We start from the raw sequence: 17,948 nt of genomic DNA on the forward strand, positions 1-17,948 counted from the left end.
AGCTGCTCGTCGCCGCGTCCGGCCACCACATCGTGCTGACGTACCTGATCCGCCGGCTCTTCGCCGCCGTCCTGCTGCTCTTCATCGTGAGCGCGGTCGTCTTCGTCATCTTCTTCCTCGTGCCTCGCATCGGCGGCGCGACGGCGGACGACCTCGCCTCCCGCTACGTCGGCAAGAGCGCCGGCGAGGCCCAGATCCACGCACAGGCGGTCAAGCTCGGCTTCACCGACCCGATCTGGGTGCAGTACGGCCGGTTCGTCAAGGGCGTCCTCACGGGATCCGACTACGACACCGGCGCCGGCATCGACCACTGCCCGGCCCCGTGCCTCGGATACTCCTACATCACGCAGAACCCCGTGCTGCCCGACATCCTCGACCGCCTCCCCGTCACCGGGATCCTCGCGGCGGGCGCCGCGTTCCTGTGGCTCGTCGGCGGCGTCGGCACCGGTGTCATCTCCGCGCTCAAGCGCGGGAGCGTCCTCGACCGCGGCTTCATGGGCGTCGCCCTCGCCGGCGTGTCCCTCCCGATCTTCTTCACCGGCCTGCTCTCGCTGACGATCTTCAGCTACGGCCTCAAATGGACGTATGCCGGTGGCGCGAGTCCGATGGACGCCACCAGTCCGCTCGACCTCGTCCATCGCATGCTGTTGCCCTGGATCACGCTCGCGTTCCTCTACGCGGCGTCGTACGCCCGCCTGACCCGCGCCGGCATGCTCGAGACGATGAACGAGGACTACATCCGCACGGCCCGTGCCAAGGGCCTGAAGGAGCACGACGTCGTCGTCAGGCACGGGCTGCGCTCGGCTCTGACGCCCATCCTCACGATCTTCGGTCTCGACCTCGGCCTCCTGCTCGGTGGCGCCGTGCTGACCGAGACGACGTTCTCGCTCCAGGGCATCGGCTACTACGCTGTTCAGGCGATCACGAACAACGACCTGCCGAAGGTGCTCGGCGTGACGCTCTTCGGCGCCGTGTTCGTCATCTTCGCGAGCCTCATCGTCGACCTCCTCTACGCCGTCCTCGACCCCAGGGTGCGCACCTCATGAGCCAGTCCACCAACGAGACCACGAGCCGCGCGGACGACCGCACGCGCCGCAGCGACAAGGGCGGCGCCACGTCGGCGAACACCCTCGACGGCATCGGGGGCCTGGGGGCCCCGGCCGCCGACGCGTTCCTGTCGGTGCGTGACCTCCGCGTCCACTTCCCCACCGACGACGGCGTCGTGAAGTCCGTCGACGGCCTCTCCTTCGACGTGGCCCGCGGCAAGACCCTGGGCATCGTCGGTGAGTCCGGCTCGGGCAAGAGCGTCACGAGCATGTCGATCATGGGCCTGCACAAGCCCGGCACGGTGCGCATGACGGGCTCGATCAAGCTCGACGACACCGAGCTCATCGGCGCCAAGCCCGAGCGAGTGCGCGAGCTGCGTGGCAAGCGCATGGCGATGATCTTCCAGGACCCGCTCTCGGCGATGCACCCCTTCTACACGGTGGGCCACCAGATCATCGAGGCCTACCGGATCCACAACAAGGTCAGCACATCCGTCGCGAAGAAGCACGCGATCGACATGCTCGGACGCGTGGGCATCCCCCAGCCGACGAGCCGGGTCGACGACTACCCCCACCAGTTCTCGGGCGGGATGCGCCAGCGCGCCATGATCGCGATGGCCCTGTCGTGCGACCCGGACCTGCTCATCGCCGACGAGCCGACGACGGCGCTCGACGTCACGGTGCAGGCGCAGATCCTCGACCTCATCCGCGACCTCCAGTCGGAGTTCAACTCGGCCGTCATCCTCATCACCCACGACCTCGGGGTCGTCGCCGAGCTCTCCGACGACATCATGGTGATGTACGCCGGCCGCTCGGTCGAGTACGCCACGGCCGACGAGGTCTTCACCCGGCCCCAGCACCCCTACACGTGGGGCCTGCTCAGCTCGATGCCCCGCCTCGACCGCGTGCGCACCGAGCGCCTGCGCCCCATCAAGGGCGCCCCGCCCAGCCTCATCAACGTGCCGTCGGGCTGCCCGTTCCACCCGCGGTGCGCCTACGCCGATCGCACGAACGGGCTGAGCCAGACCGAGCGTCCGCCGTTCGCCGAGACGCACCCGGGGCACTACTCCGCGTGCCACCTCACCCGCGAGGAGCGGACCGCGATCTGGGAGAACGACATCAGGCCGACGCTGTGATGCCCGCGTCGTCCGTCCACACCGCGTCCGGTCGCGCACCCCGCGACCTCAGCACAGGAGCCCCATCGTGACCACCACCCACGTCAAGCCGACCGCGTCCAAGCAGGCGGGCGAGTCGCTGCTGCAGGTCACCGGCCTGACGAAGCACTTCCCGATCACGCGTGGCCTGCTCCAGCGCCAGGTGGGTGCGGTCCAGGCGGTCGACGGCCTGACGTTCAACGTGTCGCGCGGCGAGACGCTCTCGCTGGTGGGCGAGTCCGGCTGCGGCAAGACGACGACCGGCCGCATGCTGACGCGCCTGCTCGAGCCGACCGGCGGCACGATCCTGCTCGAGGGCGAGGACATCACCCACTGGTCCGCCGGCAAGCTGCGGCCACTGCGCCGCGACGTGCAGATGATCTTCCAGGACCCCTACGGCTCGCTGAACCCGCGGCACACCGTCGGCACCATCGTCGGGGCGCCGTACCACCTGCAGGGGATCAAGACCGAGCACGGCATCAAGCGCGAGGTCCAGGACCTCCTCGAGCTCGTCGGCCTCAACCCGGAGCACTACAACCGCTACCCGCACGAGTTCTCGGGCGGTCAGCGCCAGCGCATCGGCATCGCGCGCTCGCTCGCCCTCAAGCCGAAGCTCATCATCGCCGACGAGCCCGTGTCGGCCCTCGACGTGTCGATCCAGGCGCAGGTCATCAACCTCCTCGAGGACCTCCAGGACGAGCTGGGCCTGACCTACGTCGTCATCGCCCACGACCTGTCGGTCGTGCGCCACATGTCCGACCGGGTGGCCGTGATGTACCTCGGCAAGCTCGTCGAGATCGCCGAGCGCGACGAGCTCTACACGCGACCGATGCACCCGTACACGACCGCGCTGCTCTCGGCCGTGCCGATCCCCGACACGCAGCGGCGCACGAAGCGCGAGCGCATTCGCCTCGAGGGCGACGTCCCGAGCCCGGTCAACCCGCCGCCGGCCTGCCGGTTCCACACGCGCTGCTGGAAGGCCCAGGAGATCTGCAAGACGCAGGAGCCGCCGCTCGTCGAGCTCGCGCCGCTGCACCAGGTCGCCTGCCACTTCCCGGAGAACACCGACGTTCCGGCACCGGCCCCGGCGGGCGCCCCGCTCGGCGACGTCGTACCCGACGACGCCCCCCGCGCCGACGCCACCGACGCCCCCCTCACCCCCGAGCGGGACACCACCGACGACGGCGACGGCTCGCGCGCCTGACCCTCGGGGAAGCAATCCCCCGTCGCCGTCGTTGAGCGGTGCATGAAGGTCGAGATCTGGTCCGACATCGCCTGCCCGTGGTGCTACATCGGCAAGCGCCGCTTCGAGAAGGCACTGGCCGCGTTCCCGCACCGCGACGAGGTCGAGGTGCAGTGGCGCAGCTACCAGCTCGACCCGACGCTGCCCGACCACCACGACGGCACGGAGCTCGACTACCTCGTGGACCGCAAGGGCATGTCGCGCGCCCAGGTGAGCCAGATGTTCGACCAGGTGACGTCGATCGCCGCCGACGAGGGCCTGCGCTACGACTTCGGGTCCGTCGTCGTGGCCAACAGCTTCGCCGGCCACGAGCTGCTCCACCTCGCGAAGGCCCGCGGCGTGGGCGACGAGGTCAAGGAGGCGCTGTTGTCGGCGCACTTCGAGCACGGGGAGGACATCGGCGACCGTGAGGTCCTCGTTCGCATCGGCACCCAGGCAGGGCTCGACGCCGACGAGATCGCGCGCGACCTCGCGACACACACGTGGCGGGACGCGGTCGTCGCCGACATCACCGCCGCGAACTCCCTTGGCATCAGAGGCGTTCCGTTCTTCGTGCTCGACGAGAAGTACGGCGTCTCCGGTGCTCAGCCCACCGAGCTCTTCACCCAGGCGCTCGAGCAGGCCTGGCGCGAGTCGCACGCCCTCGTCATGCTCCAGCCCGTCGCGACGGGGATCGCCACCGACGCCGCCGATACGGTCGCCTGCGGGCCCGACGGCTGCTGAGCGCTCTCCCCGGGGTCACGCCGGCCGCGCCCGCATGGCCGCGACGAAGGGTGCCACCGGGCTGAGCCGGAGCACCTCGTCGAGCCGGCGCGTCACCGCCGTCGACCCGTCGAGGTGCACCCGGCCCGACCGCAGCGCCGTGGTCAGGGGCAGACGGCCGAGCCACACGGCATACAACGACGCCACGTCGCTGCTGATCGTCACGTCGACGGGGAACCCCGGGTCGGTCATGCACACCGAGGGCGTGCCGTGCTCGACGAGGATCCAGAAGCGGCGCACATCGTCGTCGAAACGCAGGTGGAGCACGTGCCGGTCACCCGCCAGGACGGAGGTGTCGACGCGCGTGTGCATCCACCAGACGAGCAGCTGGGCGTCGAGCTCCTCCGGCTGCGGATCGCCGAACATCCAGTCGGCTCCCCACTGCGCCAGACCGAAGACGACCGGCTCGAGCGCGCGCCCCGATGGGGTCAGCACGTAGCGGGTGCCCGACCGCTCGACGACGCCGTACCGCTCGAGATGGCGCAGCCGCTTCGTCAGCAGCGTGCGCGACAGCCCGGGCAGGCCCCGCGAGAGGTCGTTGAAGCGCGTCGTCCCCGTCAACAGATCGCGCAGGATGAGCAGAGACCACCGCTCCCCCACGACGTCCAGCGTCCGTGAGATCGGGCAGTACTGGCCCGCCCCGGGATCATGTCGTCCCATGGCCCACCTCCGGTCGGAGGCCGCGGACCCTGACCTGCACCGCGGCCCACCGCCCAGTATCGGTCCTCGACGTGCACCGCGTCAGTCCACTTCGTGTACTGGAGCCCGCGTCGGCGGCAGCGGACTCTGGAGACGGACGGCCCGGGTGGGCCGCCGGGCCGCCGGATCGCAGCGGGCCCGTCACCGATGGAGGGAACGCGAATGACGACACACACCCGGACGACGGAGGCCACCGCCCCCGACGCCGCACTCAAGGCCCGGCATGCCGCCATGTGGGCGCTCGGCGACTACCCGGCCGTGGCCCGGGAGGTCATCCCGGAGCTCGGCCGCGAGCTCGTCGACGCGTGCCGCGTCACGGTCGGACAGGACGTCCTCGACGTCGCCGCAGGGACCGGCAACGCCGCGATCCCCGCAGCGCGGACCGGCGCACGCGTCGTGGCGAGCGACCTCGCCCCCGAGCTGCTCGACGTCGGCCGCCGGCTCGCCGCCGAAGCCGGAGTCGCGATCGACTGGGAGCAGGGCGATGCGGAGGCCCTTCCCTATGCCGACGCCACCTTCGACGTCGTCCTCTCGTGCGTCGGCGTGATGTTCGCGCCGCACCACCGGGCGGCTGCGGACGAGCTCGTCCGCGTCGCACGACCGGGCGGCACGCTGGGGCTCGCCAGCTGGACGCCGCAGGGCTTCATCGGGCAGATGTTCGCGACGATGAAGCCGTATGCCGCGCCGCCGCCTCCGGGCGCGCAGCCGCCCCCGCTGTGGGGCGACGAGGCGCACGTGCGCGAGCTCCTCGGGAGCCAGGTCGCAGAGCTCACCGCCGAGAAGCGTTCGCTCCCAGTGCATTTCGAGCACCCCGAGGACTTCCGGGACTTCTTCAAGCGCGCCTACGGTCCGACGATCGTCACCTACCGCGGCATCGCCGACTCCTCGGACGCGGTCGCAGCCCTCGACGCGGCCCTGCTGGACCTGGCCCGCGACCACATGGACGCGCACGGGCGGATGGGGTGGGAGTGCCTGCTCGTCACGGCCCGACGGGCGTGAGGCCGGACCGTCCGGCTTAAGGGTTTCTTGACCCGGGCTTGAGGCGGGTGGTCGAGCGACTCCGTAGGCTCGGGAGGATCTTCCGCCTCCGGATGGAGTCATCGTGGGCTCGACCCCCGTCGGCGGTCGGCGCATGTGGTGGGGCGGCAGGGGCGGCGCATCTCGGCGGCGACTCGCCCCTGCACTGTGGGCGCTGCTCGTCGCCGCTGCCCTCGTCGTGCCGCTGTGGGCTCTGTGGTCGGCGCCCGACGGCGCGCACCAGGGGCCGCTGAGGGTCGTCTCGCTCGTCACGGCCCTCGCCGCCGCGTCGCTGCTCGTGCTGACGTTCGTGCTGCCGAGCCGTTTCCGACCCGTCACGGGCTACCTCGGCGTCGAGCGACTCCTGCGCAACCATCGCGCCCTGGCCCTCGCTGCCGTGACGCTCGTCGCCGTGCACGTCGGCGTGGTCATCGTCCGCCCCGGGCCCGGGGTGGCAGTCCTCGACCTGCGATCGGCACCCCCGCGGGTCTGGGCGGCACTCATCGCGACCGCTGGCCTGGCCGGCATCGTGGCCCTCGGCATGAGTCGTCGCCGCCGTCGACCGCGCTACGAGGGGTGGCGCCTCGTCCATGTGCTGCTCGCCCACATCGTGCTCCTCGCGACGGCCCTGCACGTCCTGTGGCTCGGGGACCTGACCCGCTTCCCGTCGGCACGGCTGTGGTTCCAGACCTTGGCCGTGTTCCTCGTCCTCGCCTTCCTGCACCGCTGGGTCTGGCGTCCCCTGCGGTCCTACCGCAACCGCTATGTCGTCGACGAGGTACGGCACGTCTCGCCGACCGCGACGACCCTCGTGCTGCACGCCGCCGGTCACTCCGGCGTGGCCTTCCGGCCCGGACAGTTCGCCTGGCTCAAGATCGGCACCTCGCCGTACGTCTTCGAGGAGCACCCCTTCACCATCGCCTCGGCCGCGACCGAGCCCTGGCGCAAGGAGTTCACGATCAAGGGCATGGGCGACTTCAGCGAGCTCATCGCGGGCCTGCGTCCCGGACGCAGCGTCTTCATCGACGGACCGCACGGGTCGTTCACCCTCGACGGACTGCGCTCCGACCGCTTCGTCCTCATTGCCGGCGGCGTCGGCATCACCCCGATGCTCAGCATGATCCGCACCCTGGCCGACCGGGGCGACGAGCGGCCCGTGCTGCTCGTCGTCGCCGGCCGCACGGCCGACGACCTGTTGCACCGCGCCGACGGGGAGCACCTCGGCGATCGACTCGACCTCCACGTGGTCGAGATCCTCGAGGAGCCGCCGGACGAGTGGGACGGCGAGGTCGGGCGGTTCACGGCGGCGGTGCTCGAGCGGGCCCTGCCCCAGCGTCGATCCAAGGAGGACGTCGACTACTTCGTCTGCGGACCCGGGCCCATGGTGGCCGCCGCGACCGAGATCATCGGCGACCGCGGCGTGCCCTCGCGGCGCATCCACACCGAGCTGTTCGACGTCGTCTAGGTACGCCCGCCGAGTCGCTGGGCCAGCGGGACCGGGATGATCGAGAGGACGATGAGCACGATGCGACGACGTTGATGACGGGCTCCTGCCGGTCGTCACGTCGTCGGACCCGACGTGGATGACGGATGACCTGCTCCGGGGACTGCCCGTTCCTCGTGCTCTCACCGCGCTGAGGCCCCACCTCAGCGGGCGGACGTCCGCGGGGGCGCCGGTCGCGCAGACGTCCCTCGCGCCCGCTCACGCCCGGCCATGGCCCTCCAGAGGAGCAGCGAGGCCCCGAGCGTGGCGGCGAAGCCCGTGAGGAGCAGCCAGGTCAGGGGACGGTCGGTGTAGAGGTCGGACCGCGCCCGCACGGCCCCGACGAGGATGAGCGTCAGCATGACGACCTCGACCTCGACCATGAGCCGCAGGCGTACCCACCTGCTGTCACGGAGCACGACGAGACCGGCGCTGCCGAGGCAGAAGATCGCACCGACGACGCGACACGTGAGCGGTGTCAGCAGCCACGGCCAGACCGGGATCACGAGGCTCGGGACGGCGAACATCACGAGACCCTGCGCGAGCGCGAGGCCAGCACCGCCGGCGACGACCGCTCGCGCACCCGGCCGGAGGCGCAGCTCGTCGGGGCGGGGCAGCGCGGCGACCCTGGTGTTTGCCACCCAGGCCGCGAGCACGAGGAACGGGGCGACGAAGTAGAGCGTGGCCCAGAGCCAGAAGGCGACGTGGCCGTGGTTGAACCGGTCCCAGTGGATGACCGTGGCGACCCCGAGCAGGGCCGCGAAGAGGGTGACGGACAGCAGGCCCGCACCGACCCGCGGCCACCGCCGCTCACGCGCGACGCGGACGAAGAACCACGCCCCGCCGAGATAGGCCGACCCGAGCACCATGGGGGTCAGGCTCGGCCTGATCGTCCAGGCGAAGAAGCGCCCGGTGTCGGACGGGGAGCCGTAGAGGATGACGAACGCGGTGAGCAGGATCGGCACGAGCACGACGGAGAGGACCCGGGTGGCCGGCAGGACGCGGTCGTCCCTCCGAGTCGTCGAGGGCGGGGACGCAGGGTCGACGCGCGCCATGGTCCCTCAACCCCTCGACCGTCCGACCGCGTCGAGGTCGACGAGGGCGCCGACGAGCTGGTCCTTCGTCACGTCGCCGTCGTGCTGGTGCTCACGGTGCACGCGCCACCACTCGACGTCGAGGGTGCCGGCCTGAGTGGGGTCGAGGTCGAGGCCCGCCGCCCCCGCGACGAGCGCGTAGAAGCGGCGCATCAGGTCACGCGCACGCTGGGGGTCGTTGTCGGGGAAGGGCGCCCACGCCTGGTTGGCACGCAGCACGAGCCACGCACCCCGCAGCGTGTCGGGCCCGTTCATCCCGAAGCCCGCCGCCACCATCGCCACCGACGCCCGCAGGAACGTCGCCCACTCGTGCCGGTAGTAGGCCCCACCCACGCGTCCGTCTCGCGCTGCCCGACGGTGACCGCGTCGAACGATCCGGGCCCGTGCGTCCCTGCTCTCATCCGGCCTCCTCGACCAGGAGCGCCTTCGCGCGACGGCGTCCGGATTCGACTGACACCGTGAGACTCCCGCTCCAGAATAGGAGCGAGGGGCGGCGTGCGTGAGGAGAACGCGATGACCGGAACCGAGGGTGGGCGCACCATCGACGACGTCCTCGAGCGGATGACCGCGACCCTCGAGCAGATGCCGCCGGAGCTCTCCGCCCGGCGCGCGTTCCTCGCGACCTACCAGCGCACGACGCGGGCCGTCGGCAAGGCCATCGGTGCCGCCGCCTTCGAGGACCCGGAGTGGGTCGAGGTGTGGGACGTCGTCTTCGCCGACCTCTACCTCGACGCCCTCGACGCCGACCTGTCGGGCGACCCGGGACGGCAGGCACCGCGGCCGTGGCGGCTCGCGTTCGGGGCTCCCGCCGACCTGCCGCCGCTGCGGCAGGTGCTCCTCGGGATCAACGCGCACATCAACTACGACCTGCCGCAGGCCCTCCTCGGCGTCATCAGCGACGCCGACTTCGCCGACCCCGTCCTGCTCGACCGGCGGCGACGCGACCACGAGCGCATCGACGGGGTGCTGTCCGCCCGGGTCGCCGCGGAGGACGACGAGCTGGCCACCCTGCGTGCCAAGAGCGCGCTCGACCGGGTGCTGACGCCGCTCAACCGCGCCGCCTCGACCCGCTTCCTGCGCGAGGCCCGCACCAAGGTGTGGCACAACACGACCGAGCTCCAGCGGGCTCGCGTCGACGGCCCGGAGGCGTATGCCGTCCGGCTCGCCGAGCTGGAGGTGCTCAGCGCCGCTCGCATCGCCGACCTGCTCGCCCCCGGACAGGTGCTGCTCCGGCTGGCCGTGGCCGGCTTCGGCGTCGTGCTGCCACCGGCGCGCTGACGCCGCCACACGCATACGCGAGCAGGCCTCCCGGACACAGGAGAGGCGCCACTCGCTCGGGGGTCCGAGTGGCGCCTCTTCTGACCCCTCCATCGGCTGGGCCGGCCGGGGCGTTACAGCGATCCGAGAAGTTTTTTCCGCGCCATCCACAACAAGAGGCCCGACCGACCTGCTCGTCTTCTTCTGGGACCCGCTCGAGCCCCAACCGCACGATCCCGACGTCAAGGCGCTCCGGCTCCGGGGCCTCACAGGCCCCACGGCTGCTGGTCGCCCGCGAACGGGTCGGGCCGGCAGATCAGGTCGGCCACGAGACCGGTCCACCCGGTCTGGTGGCTGGCCCCCAGCCCGGCACCGTTGTCACCGTGGAAGTACTCGAAGAAGGTCACGTTGTCCCGCCAGCGAGGGTCGTCCTGCAGCTTCCCGACGTGCCCGTGGCACGGCCGTCGGCCGTCGGGACCTCGGAGGAACAACGAGATCAGGCGCCGACGCAGGTCCTCGGCACAGTCCGCCAGTCCCTGCGTGTGCCCGCTGCGGGTGGGGTACTCGACCTCGCTCGTGGCTCCGAGTGACCGGGCGTATCGCTGGAGGTTGCGCAGCACGAGGTAGTTGACGGGCATCCACACGGGCCCGCGCCAGTTGGAGTTGCCGCCGAACATGCCGGTCGTGGACTCCGCGGGCTCGTAGTCGACCGTGACCATCGACCCTGAGAGCTCGACCCACAGCGGGTGCTCGAGATGGTGGCGCGAGAGCCCGCGCAGCCCGTGCGGCGACAGGAACTCGTCCTCGTCGAAGACCCGCGCCAGGACGCGGCGCGCCTCTGTCGGCGGCACGACACCGATCGCCACGGCTTCCGTGCCGGGGACCTCGACGACCCGTCCGCGACTGCGCTCACCGGAGGTCGACCCCTGCTGCCCGAGGAACCCCGAGAAGCGCTTCTGGAGCGTGCCGAGCGTCCTCAGCAGCTCCGGCCTCACGACCACCATCCCCAGGAGCGGGAGCACCCCGACCATCGAGCGCGCCCTGATCGGGACCGTGCTGCCGTCGCCGGCGTGGAAGACGTCGTAGAAGAAGCCGTCCTCCTCGTCCCAGAGGCCCTGGGAGTGCATGGCGTCGACGATGAGCACGAAGTGCTCGATGAACTTCACCTCGATGTCGGTCCACGCGTCGTCCTTCTCGGCGAGGATCCTCGCGATCTCGAGGAGGGTGAGCGAGTAGAACGCCATCCAGCTCGTCCCGTCGGCCTGCTCCAGGCGGCCGCCCGGTGGCAGGTGGGACCGGTCGATGGCGCTGATGTTGTCCAGGCCCAGGAAGCCACCGCCGAAGAGGTGGTCGCCCTCGGGGTCCATCCGGTTGACCCACCACGTGAAGTTCATGAGCAGCTTGGGCATGAGTCGACCCAGGAAGTCGGTGTCGCGCCTTCCGTCGATGTCCCACACGTGCAGGGCGGCCCACGCGTGCACGGGTGGGTTGGCGTCGCTGAAGGACCACTCGTAGGCCGGGAGCGCGCCGTTCGGGTTCTGGAACCACTCCCGGCAGAGCGCGAGCAGCTGGTACTTGGCGAAGGCCGGGTCGAGGTGGGCCAGGGCGACGGTGTGGAACGCCATGTCCCACGCTGCGAACCACGGGTACTCCCACGGGTCCGGCATGGACAGGATGTCGCGGGCGTCCACGTTGAGCCAGCCGGCATTGCGCCCGGTCCGTCGCTCCGGCGGAGGTGGAGGCTGCGTGGGATCGCCCTCGAGCCAGCGCTTCACGTCGTAGCGGTAGAACTGCTTGCCCCAGATCATCCCGGCGAACGCCTGCCGCGCCACGAGGCGGGCGTCCGCGTCGACGTCGGCGGGGATCACCTCGGCATAGAACTCGTCGGCCTCGGCACGACGCTGCTCCAGCACCGTGTCGAACGCTGCGCCGAAGGCGGGCGCCGAGGACGGCGCACGGAGCCGGACGCGTACGACCTGCGTGTCGCCCGGGGCCACGGTCAGGCGGTACCAGGCCGCACTCTTCGACCCGGCCCGGTCCGGGTTGACCGTCGGCGCACCGGTCACGACGTGGTCGTTGACCCCGTCCTTGGGGTAGTCCGCTGACGAGTCCGAGCCGTAGAGCCGCCGGCCGTTGGTCTCGTTCTCGCAGAACAGCAGCTCGGGTGACTCACCGGTGGGTCCGGGCGCGAGCTCCCACTCGAGCTCGCCGAACCGCGGGTGCTCCACCGCCACCCGATCGGGACCCGTGGCCCTCAGCGAGGGCCGGGCGGCACCCACGTCCCAGGACCACGTGTTGCGGAACCACAGCTGGGGCAGCACGTGCAGCGTCGCGACGTCCGGGCCCGCATTGGTGACGCGGACCTCCATCAGCAGGTCGTGCGGCTCGGCCTTGGCGTGCACGACGTCGACCACCCAGTAGCGGTCGTCGTCGAAGACCCCGGTGTCCATGAGCTCGTACTCCGGCTGCGTGTGGTCACGCCGGGCACTCTCGGCCACGAGGGCGGCATACGGGTACTCGGCCTGCGGGTAGTGGTAGCGCCAGTGCAGCCACGCGTGGCTCGGGAGGGCGTCGAGGAACCACCAGTACTCCTTGACGTCCTCGCCGTGGTTGCCCTCGGGACCGGTCAGGCCGAACATCCGCTCCTTGAGGATCGGGTCCCTGCCGTTCCACAGGGCCAGCGCCATGCACAGGTTCTGGCCGACGTCGCTGACGCCTGCCATGCCGTCCTCGCCCCAGCGGTAGGCGCGGGAGCGCGCATGGTCGTGGGGGAAGTAGCCCCAGGCCGAACCGTCCGCGCTGTAGTCCTCGCGCACCGTCCCCCAGGCCCGCTCCGAGAGATAGGGGCCCCAGTCGTACCAGGGGGTGGCCTCGTGCAGACCGTCCTCGGGGTGACCGAACGAGTCAACCCTGGCGCGTTCCGTACCGGGCATGTGCGCTCTCCTTCGTCGACCTGCCTGCGCATCCGACCGGCATGTCGGCCGGATGAACGCCGAGGGCTCCCCGTGTGTCGATGCGGCCGCGCGTCGCCCCCTGACCCGCTCACCAACCTAGACCGGGTCCGGTCCCCGGACCGTGGTGATGATGACTTCTCGCAGCTGCGCCAGCGCGGCGGCGCGCGCGCCGACGAGCTGTGGCTGGTCGGTGACGGCCGCCACGACCACGGGCACCGGGCGTGGGAGGTCTGCGGACCGGCGACGCAACTCTCCGACCACCGCCTCGTCGCTCCCCCACGCGCCGCCGACGACGACCATCTCGGGGTCCGCGAGTGCGACCGCTGCCTCGAGGACGCCCGAGACGGCGGTCCCGAGGGCCGAGAGCGTCGATGCGCCGCGGTCGGCGTCGACGATCGTCGTCGTCAGACGCGCGACGTCGATGGCCGTCGAGCCGGCCCGGCGCAGGCCCAGCTGGGCGAAGACCTCGGTCAGTCGCGTCGCCCGGCCGTCAGGGCCCTGCGTCGTGAGGTGGGCGATCTCGCCGGCCAGGCCGGAGTGGCCACGCCGCACCTCGCCGTCGGAGACCACAGCGAGGCCGAGCCCCTCGTCGAGGTAGAGGTAGACGAAGTCGTGGGAGCCGCTGACGGCTCCGGCCTCACCCGCCGCGTGCTCGGCGCGCGCCGCCCAGTTGACGTCGTTGTCGACGAGGACAGGCCCGTCGACGGCGGGCGCGAGCAAGGACGGCGCGTCGAGGTCGCCGACGAGGAACGGGGCGTCGGGCAGGTGCACGAGCCGCCCGGTCTCGCGGTCGACGGGGTCGGCCGCGCTGACGACGGCCAGCCGCAGCCTCCCGGTCACTGTGGCTCCGGCGGCTTCCGCCGCTCGCGTCAGTGCGAGGCCCACGGCACCGACGCCGGCGTCTCGCGCGAGCGCCACCTCGGCCGAGGCGACGACCGCACCGAAGGCGTCGACAGCCTCCGCCACGACGCCCTGCGGCGTGATGCCGACGACGAGGGCGGCGCCGGAGTCGGGCGCGAGCGTGTAGTAGGACCCGGCGCGACCACGGCCAGAGCTGCGCTCCCCCGTGTCGACGACGAGGCCGGCGTCGACAAGACGTCGCACTCCCTCGGAGATCGTCGGCTTCGAGATGCCGGTCAGGGCCGCGACCTCGGCGCGAGTGAGGCGCCCATGCTCCATCAGGGCGTGCAGCACGTGCTCCTCGGTGAGCGAGCGGAGCAGGTCGAGGCTCGGTTTCGCGGACGACATGCACCCATTCTAGTTAGGACTCTTGCCCAAATGCGTCGCGACGCGCTACCGTCGTTCTTCGTAAGGAGTCCTGACCAAAGGAACCACCATGACCACCACGCACATCACCCCCGCCGACACCGACCTCCCGCACTGGGAGACCCCGCCCGACGACCTGCCCGCGGCGATCCGTGAGGTCAAGAGCGCGATCCGGGCGCGCATCGAGGCGTCCGGCCGCACCGTCGCCGAGGTGTTCGCGGTCGTCGAAGCGCGTGTCGCCGAGCGCGTCGCCGAGATCCGCGCGGCCCGCGAGCGCGGCGAGGACGTCTGGCCCGTCATCGACTACGCCGACATCGAGCAGGGCGCGGTCACGCCGGAGCAGCTCGAGGCGCTCCGCCGGCGCGGCTGCCTCGTCGTCCGGGGCCACTTCCCGCGCGAGCAGGCGCTCGCCTGGGATGCCGGCATCGTCGACTACGTCGAGGGCAACGCCTTCTTCGAGAGCTACCGAGGGCCGGGCGACGACTTCTTCGGCAGCGTCGGCTCGAAGCCCGAGATCTACCCCGTCTACTGGTCCCCCGCGCAGATGGAGGCACGACAGAGCGAGCGCATGGCCACGGTCCAGTCGCTGCTCAACGCGCAGTGGACACACGAGTCCGACGGCGTGCAGTGGTTCGACCCCGACCGCGACTCCCTCTACCCCGACCGGATCCGCCGACGCCCGCCGGGTGCCGACTCCAAGGGCCTCGGCACCCACTGCGACCCGGGCACGCTCGACCTCTGGATGACCCAGGGCTACCAGCAGGCCTTCCGTCACCTCTTCGACGGCAGCGTCGAGCAGTACGACCCGTGGGACGCGGCCCACCGGACCTCCGGCCCGCAGTACCCGGGCACGACGATGTGCTCGGCCTTCCGCACCTTCCAGGGCTGGACCGCGCTGTCCGACATGGACCACGACCAGGGCGTCCTGCACACGGTCCCGATCCCCGAGGCGATGGCATACCTCATGCTCCGCCCGCTGCTCGACGACGTCCCGGACGACGACATGTGCGGGGTCACGACGAACCAGGTGTTCCCGGCCAGCGAGCGGTGGCACCCGCTCCTGCTCGAGGCCTTGAGCGGCATCCCGGACGTGCGCGCCGGCGACTCCGTCTGGTGGCACTGCGACATGATCCACAGCGTCGCGCCCGTCACCGACCAGCAGGGCTGGGGCAACGTCATGTACATCCCCGCCGCGCCATGGTGCGAGCGCAACGAGCGGTATGCCGCCAGCGTGCGTGAGGCGTTCCTCAGCGGTTCCAGCCCGAGCGACTTCCCGGAGGAGGACTACGAGCGCAGCTGGCCCGACCGGTTCGCCCCCGAGCAGCTCAACGAGACGGGACGCCGCGGGCTCGGCCTCGACTGAGCTCAGTCGGCGAGGAAGGCCGCGACCCGCTCCTTCGGCCGGCCGATGATGGCGCGGTCACCCTTGACGAGGACGGGTCGCTGGAGCAGCCGCGGGTGCTCGGCCAGGACGGCGACGACCTGCTCGCGGGTCTCGACGTCGGCGTCGGTCAGCCCGAGCTCGGCGAAGTGCGCGTCGCGGCGGACGAGGTCGGTCGGTGGGTCCTCGAGCTTGTCGATCAGGTCGCCCAGCGCGGCCGCGTCGAGCGGGTGGCGCAGGTAGTCGACGACCTCGGCCGCGACGTGCGCGTCGTCGAGGCGCTCGACGGCAGCCCGGGACGTCGAGCAGCGGTTGTTGTGCAGGATCGTCACGTCGCTCATGGCGCCGAACCCTAGCGTCGACCGGCGACGCACCGGGACGAGGGTGGCCCAGCCCCTTGTCCCCTCGCACGACACCGGAGGACGATCGACGGGTCAGGATGGTCCGCGTCGACGACGCGTGGTGCTCGAGGAGTGCTCATGGGGATTGGCGACAGGCTCGGCAAGGTCCGGCCACGGAAGCACGGTGACGACGCATCCGACGGGCAGGCGCTGGACGTCGCCCGATACGCCTTCCTGCTGCGCGTCGCATCCTCGGACGCGCTCCGCCAGGCACACCGCGAAGCCTTCGCCACGCTCTCGTCGGAGCAGTCGCAGGCTCTCTTCCTGCGTCTCGACCACGACCTGCCGGAGGGACTGCGGCCGCCGACGGCAGAGCCGGCCGACCTCGCCCAGGCCGCCTTCTCGGCGGAGCTGCTCGACCATGGACATCTGGTCAGGATCCTGCGCCGCCCGGGCCAGGGTGTCACCGAAGGGCACGCGGTCGGTTCCGGCGCCGCTGAGGGTGGCGCGCTGCTCTACGCGCACTCGCTCCTCGCGTCCGTCGCCGCCGCGGTGGCCGGGTCACCTGCGGTCACGGAATGGCTCGCAGGCTTCCCCAACTCTCCGGAGGCCGCGCAGGTCGACCCTTCGCTCTTCGTCCGCAGTCCCGGCGCAGGCACCTACGGCTCGACGCTCGCCCGCCACACCGGCGTCGCCGGCCACTGAGTGTCGGAGGTGGCGCGTCAAACCTGCCGCGTGGCCAGGGCCTCGAAGTTCTCGTACAGCTCAGGCACGCCGTGCTCTTCGCGCAGCTTCTTGGCTGCGGGCCCGACGCGCGACCACAGTCCCGACATCCAGAGCCAGTCGAGGACGAGGTCGGTGTCGAGGAGCCCGTTCTTCGTGAGCGTCCCGATGGTTTCGCCCCAGTTGAGGACTCGGGAGACGAGCACGTCGTCGGTGGTGGCGGTCTCGGGGTCGAAGTCGTCGGACCAGATCGCCTGCTGGGCCTCCTCGATGCCCATCGTGGAGCCCCACTGGGCCACCTGCACGAGCAGTGCTCCGTCTGCCTGGTTCGGCATCTCGATCTCCCTCGTCCGGGCCCGATGTGACTCCCACGAACGCTACTCGTCGCTGTCGCGTCCGACAGGCCTTCGTCGGAACTGCGACGCAGGAGCGGCACCGAGTACACGTGAACCGTGCGCCACGCGGTCCCCGGCGCATCTCGAAGCCCGGACACACTGGGCTCGCACCCACCGGGACGGGGTCAGGGGAGCCTGGGACTGCTACCTTCGTTCCCAGTTGCCGTCCCAGTCCGTCATGTGCGGGCTCGGCACGACGAAGCTGCTGCGCGAAGGTTCGCGTGACGCGCCCGTCGTGACCAGCGGCAGCCTGAGGTCTCCGCACGGGAGGCCTCGCAGACAAGAAGAGGCAACACCAGTGGCAACAGGCACCGTGAAGTGGTTCAACAGCGAAAAGGGCTTCGGCTTCATTGAGCAGGACGGCGGCGGCGCCGATGTCTTCGTTCACTACTCGGCCATCGAGAGCGGCGGCTACCGCGAGCTCCAGGAGGGCCAGAAGGTCGAGTTCGACGTCACGCAGGGCCCGAAGGGCCCCCAGGCGGAGAAGGTCAAGGGCATCTGACCCCCCACAGCCTTCGGTGACTTCGGTCCCGCGCAGATCCCCGACCTTCTGGTCGGGGATCTGCTTTTTTCACGGGCGAGCCCTCGCAGGCCTCACCGGCGGTCACGGCTCGCTGTCCACGGGTCGTCACGAGCAGGGAACCTCGCCATGTGTAGCGACGCGCACAGACGGCAGGGCCGGTGGCGGCCGATCCTGAGGCATGGACACGACCAAGAGCTTCACGTGCATGATCGGCCGGCACCGCTGGGAGCCTGCGGCGGACGACCCGACACACGGCCGCACCTGCACGGAGTGCGGTAGGCACCGTCCCGGTGCGCGAGGCACCGGGCTCGGCGCAGGTCGATGGGACTCCGCCGGCTTCGGGGCCGAGAGCGGTTGGGGCTACGCCAACGGCGACGGGTTCGGCGGGGGATTCTCCGGCGGCTTCGACGGCGGCGGCTTCGACGGCGGCGGCTTCGACGGCGGCGGCTGCGGTGGCGACGGCAGCGGCGGCTGTTGAGCGCGGGCGAGAGGACCGATCATGCGACTGAGGAACGCCCCGTGCTGGGTCATGGGGCACATGTATCGACGCCAGCCGGGTGACAAGGAGGTGATCGTCTGCCAGCGGTGCGGCAGCCGGGAGCTCCTCGCG

18 protein-coding genes are annotated in these 17,948 nt (G+C 71.1%); 11 read left to right on the plus strand and 7 right to left on the minus strand.

The genetic code is table 11. The annotated features are described in order from the left end of the window. Positions 1 to 32: 32 nt before the first annotated feature. The 4 genes from ASE25_RS00420 (at position 33) to ASE25_RS00435 (ending at position 4,166) form a co-directional block, all read left to right on the plus strand. Entirely contained in the window at positions 33 to 1,046 is a 1,014-nt protein-coding gene (locus ASE25_RS00420; protein ID WP_056770930.1) for an ABC transporter permease, read from the plus strand. Further along, positions 1,043 to 2,182, plus strand: coding sequence for an ABC transporter ATP-binding protein (locus ASE25_RS00425; protein WP_156415386.1), 1,140 nt, complete (start codon positions 1,043 to 1,045; stop codon positions 2,180 to 2,182). The genes ASE25_RS00420 and ASE25_RS00425 overlap by 4 nt, the downstream gene beginning before the upstream one ends. A 67-nt stretch (positions 2,183 to 2,249) precedes the next feature. Continuing rightward, positions 2,250 to 3,404: an ABC transporter ATP-binding protein gene (locus tag ASE25_RS00430; protein WP_056822009.1), complete on the plus strand. Its 1,155-nt coding sequence runs from the start codon at positions 2,250 to 2,252 to the stop codon at positions 3,402 to 3,404. A 42-nt stretch (positions 3,405 to 3,446) separates the two neighbouring features. Beyond that, positions 3,447 to 4,166 carry a DsbA family protein gene (locus ASE25_RS00435; protein WP_056822011.1) on the plus strand — a complete coding sequence of 240 codons (720 nt, stop codon included), beginning with the start codon at positions 3,447 to 3,449 and terminating at the stop codon, positions 4,164 to 4,166. A gap of 15 nt (positions 4,167 to 4,181) precedes the next feature. Here the strand turns inward: ASE25_RS00435 and ASE25_RS00440 are convergent, their stop codons facing one another. After that, positions 4,182 to 4,865, minus strand: coding sequence for a winged helix-turn-helix transcriptional regulator (locus ASE25_RS00440; RefSeq protein ID WP_056770938.1), 684 nt, complete (start codon positions 4,863 to 4,865; stop codon positions 4,182 to 4,184). A gap of 201 nt (positions 4,866 to 5,066) precedes the next feature. Between ASE25_RS00440 and ASE25_RS00445 the strand changes: the two genes are divergently transcribed. Together ASE25_RS00445 and ASE25_RS00450 are read left to right on the plus strand one after the other, a co-directional pair. Next, on the plus strand, positions 5,067 to 5,903 hold the full coding sequence (locus tag ASE25_RS00445; RefSeq protein WP_056822014.1) for a class I SAM-dependent methyltransferase: 837 nt from the start codon (positions 5,067 to 5,069) through the stop codon (positions 5,901 to 5,903). Positions 5,904 to 6,006: 103 nt separating this feature from the next. Further along, entirely contained in the window at positions 6,007 to 7,386 is a 1,380-nt protein-coding gene (locus ASE25_RS00450; RefSeq protein ID WP_056770944.1) for a ferric reductase-like transmembrane domain-containing protein, read from the plus strand. Between the two features lie 182 nt (positions 7,387 to 7,568). Here ASE25_RS00450 and ASE25_RS00455 read toward each other — a convergent pair whose 3' ends face one another. Both ASE25_RS00455 and ASE25_RS00460 read right to left on the minus strand, forming a co-directional pair. Continuing rightward, entirely contained in the window at positions 7,569 to 8,459 is an 891-nt protein-coding gene (locus ASE25_RS00455) for a hypothetical protein (RefSeq protein ID WP_056822016.1), read from the minus strand. A 6-nt stretch (positions 8,460 to 8,465) separates the two neighbouring features. After that, the gene (locus ASE25_RS00460; RefSeq protein ID WP_056822018.1) at positions 8,466 to 8,831 is read right to left on the minus strand and encodes a hypothetical protein; all 366 of its coding nucleotides are present in this window, start codon (positions 8,829 to 8,831) and stop codon (positions 8,466 to 8,468) included. Positions 8,832 to 9,011: 180 nt separating this feature from the next. On the opposite strand from ASE25_RS00460, the gene ASE25_RS00465 reads away from it, so the two are divergent. Beyond that, positions 9,012 to 9,776 carry a DUF5995 family protein gene (locus tag ASE25_RS00465; protein WP_056823694.1) on the plus strand — a complete coding sequence of 255 codons (765 nt, stop codon included), beginning with the start codon at positions 9,012 to 9,014 and terminating at the stop codon, positions 9,774 to 9,776. Positions 9,777 to 10,021: 245 nt separating this feature from the next. Here the strand turns inward: ASE25_RS00465 and ASE25_RS00470 are convergent, their stop codons facing one another. Together ASE25_RS00470 and ASE25_RS00475 are read right to left on the minus strand one after the other, a co-directional pair. Next, on the minus strand, positions 10,022 to 12,688 hold the full coding sequence (locus ASE25_RS00470) for a glucosidase (protein ID WP_082622620.1): 2,667 nt from the start codon (positions 12,686 to 12,688) through the stop codon (positions 10,022 to 10,024). 117 nt (positions 12,689 to 12,805) lie between these two features. Further along, entirely contained in the window at positions 12,806 to 13,957 is a 1,152-nt protein-coding gene (locus ASE25_RS00475; protein ID WP_056770950.1) for an ROK family transcriptional regulator, read from the minus strand. 88 nt (positions 13,958 to 14,045) lie between these two features. Between ASE25_RS00475 and ASE25_RS00480 the strand changes: the two genes are divergently transcribed. Continuing rightward, a complete protein-coding gene (locus tag ASE25_RS00480) occupies positions 14,046 to 15,338 on the plus strand; it encodes a DUF1479 domain-containing protein (protein WP_056822021.1) in 1,293 nt (430 codons plus the stop codon). Positions 15,339 to 15,340: 2 nt separating this feature from the next. Here ASE25_RS00480 and ASE25_RS00485 read toward each other — a convergent pair whose 3' ends face one another. Further along, complete coding sequence (locus tag ASE25_RS00485; protein WP_056822023.1) at positions 15,341 to 15,697, minus strand: arsenate reductase family protein; 357 nt, start codon at positions 15,695 to 15,697, stop codon at positions 15,341 to 15,343. Between the two features lie 138 nt (positions 15,698 to 15,835). Here ASE25_RS00485 and ASE25_RS00490 point away from each other — a divergent pair, with 138 nt between their 5' ends. Further along, entirely contained in the window at positions 15,836 to 16,402 is a 567-nt protein-coding gene (locus tag ASE25_RS00490; protein ID WP_157623277.1) for a hypothetical protein, read from the plus strand. Positions 16,403 to 16,419: 17 nt separating this feature from the next. On the opposite strand, the gene ASE25_RS00495 is transcribed toward ASE25_RS00490, so the two are convergent. Next, the gene (locus ASE25_RS00495; RefSeq protein ID WP_056822026.1) at positions 16,420 to 16,755 is read right to left on the minus strand and encodes a hypothetical protein; all 336 of its coding nucleotides are present in this window, start codon (positions 16,753 to 16,755) and stop codon (positions 16,420 to 16,422) included. Between the two features lie 358 nt (positions 16,756 to 17,113). On the opposite strand from ASE25_RS00495, the gene ASE25_RS00500 reads away from it, so the two are divergent. Together ASE25_RS00500 and ASE25_RS23110 are read left to right on the plus strand one after the other, a co-directional pair. Continuing rightward, the gene (locus tag ASE25_RS00500) at positions 17,114 to 17,317 is read left to right on the plus strand and encodes a cold-shock protein (protein ID WP_009777120.1); all 204 of its coding nucleotides are present in this window, start codon (positions 17,114 to 17,116) and stop codon (positions 17,315 to 17,317) included. A 199-nt stretch (positions 17,318 to 17,516) separates the two neighbouring features. Beyond that, entirely contained in the window at positions 17,517 to 17,816 is a 300-nt protein-coding gene (locus ASE25_RS23110) for a hypothetical protein (protein ID WP_056822028.1), read from the plus strand. Positions 17,817 to 17,948: the final 132 nt, after the last annotated feature.

This window comes from Terrabacter sp. Root85 (assembly GCF_001429185.1).
Lineage (GTDB): Bacteria > Actinomycetota > Actinomycetes > Actinomycetales > Dermatophilaceae > Terrabacter.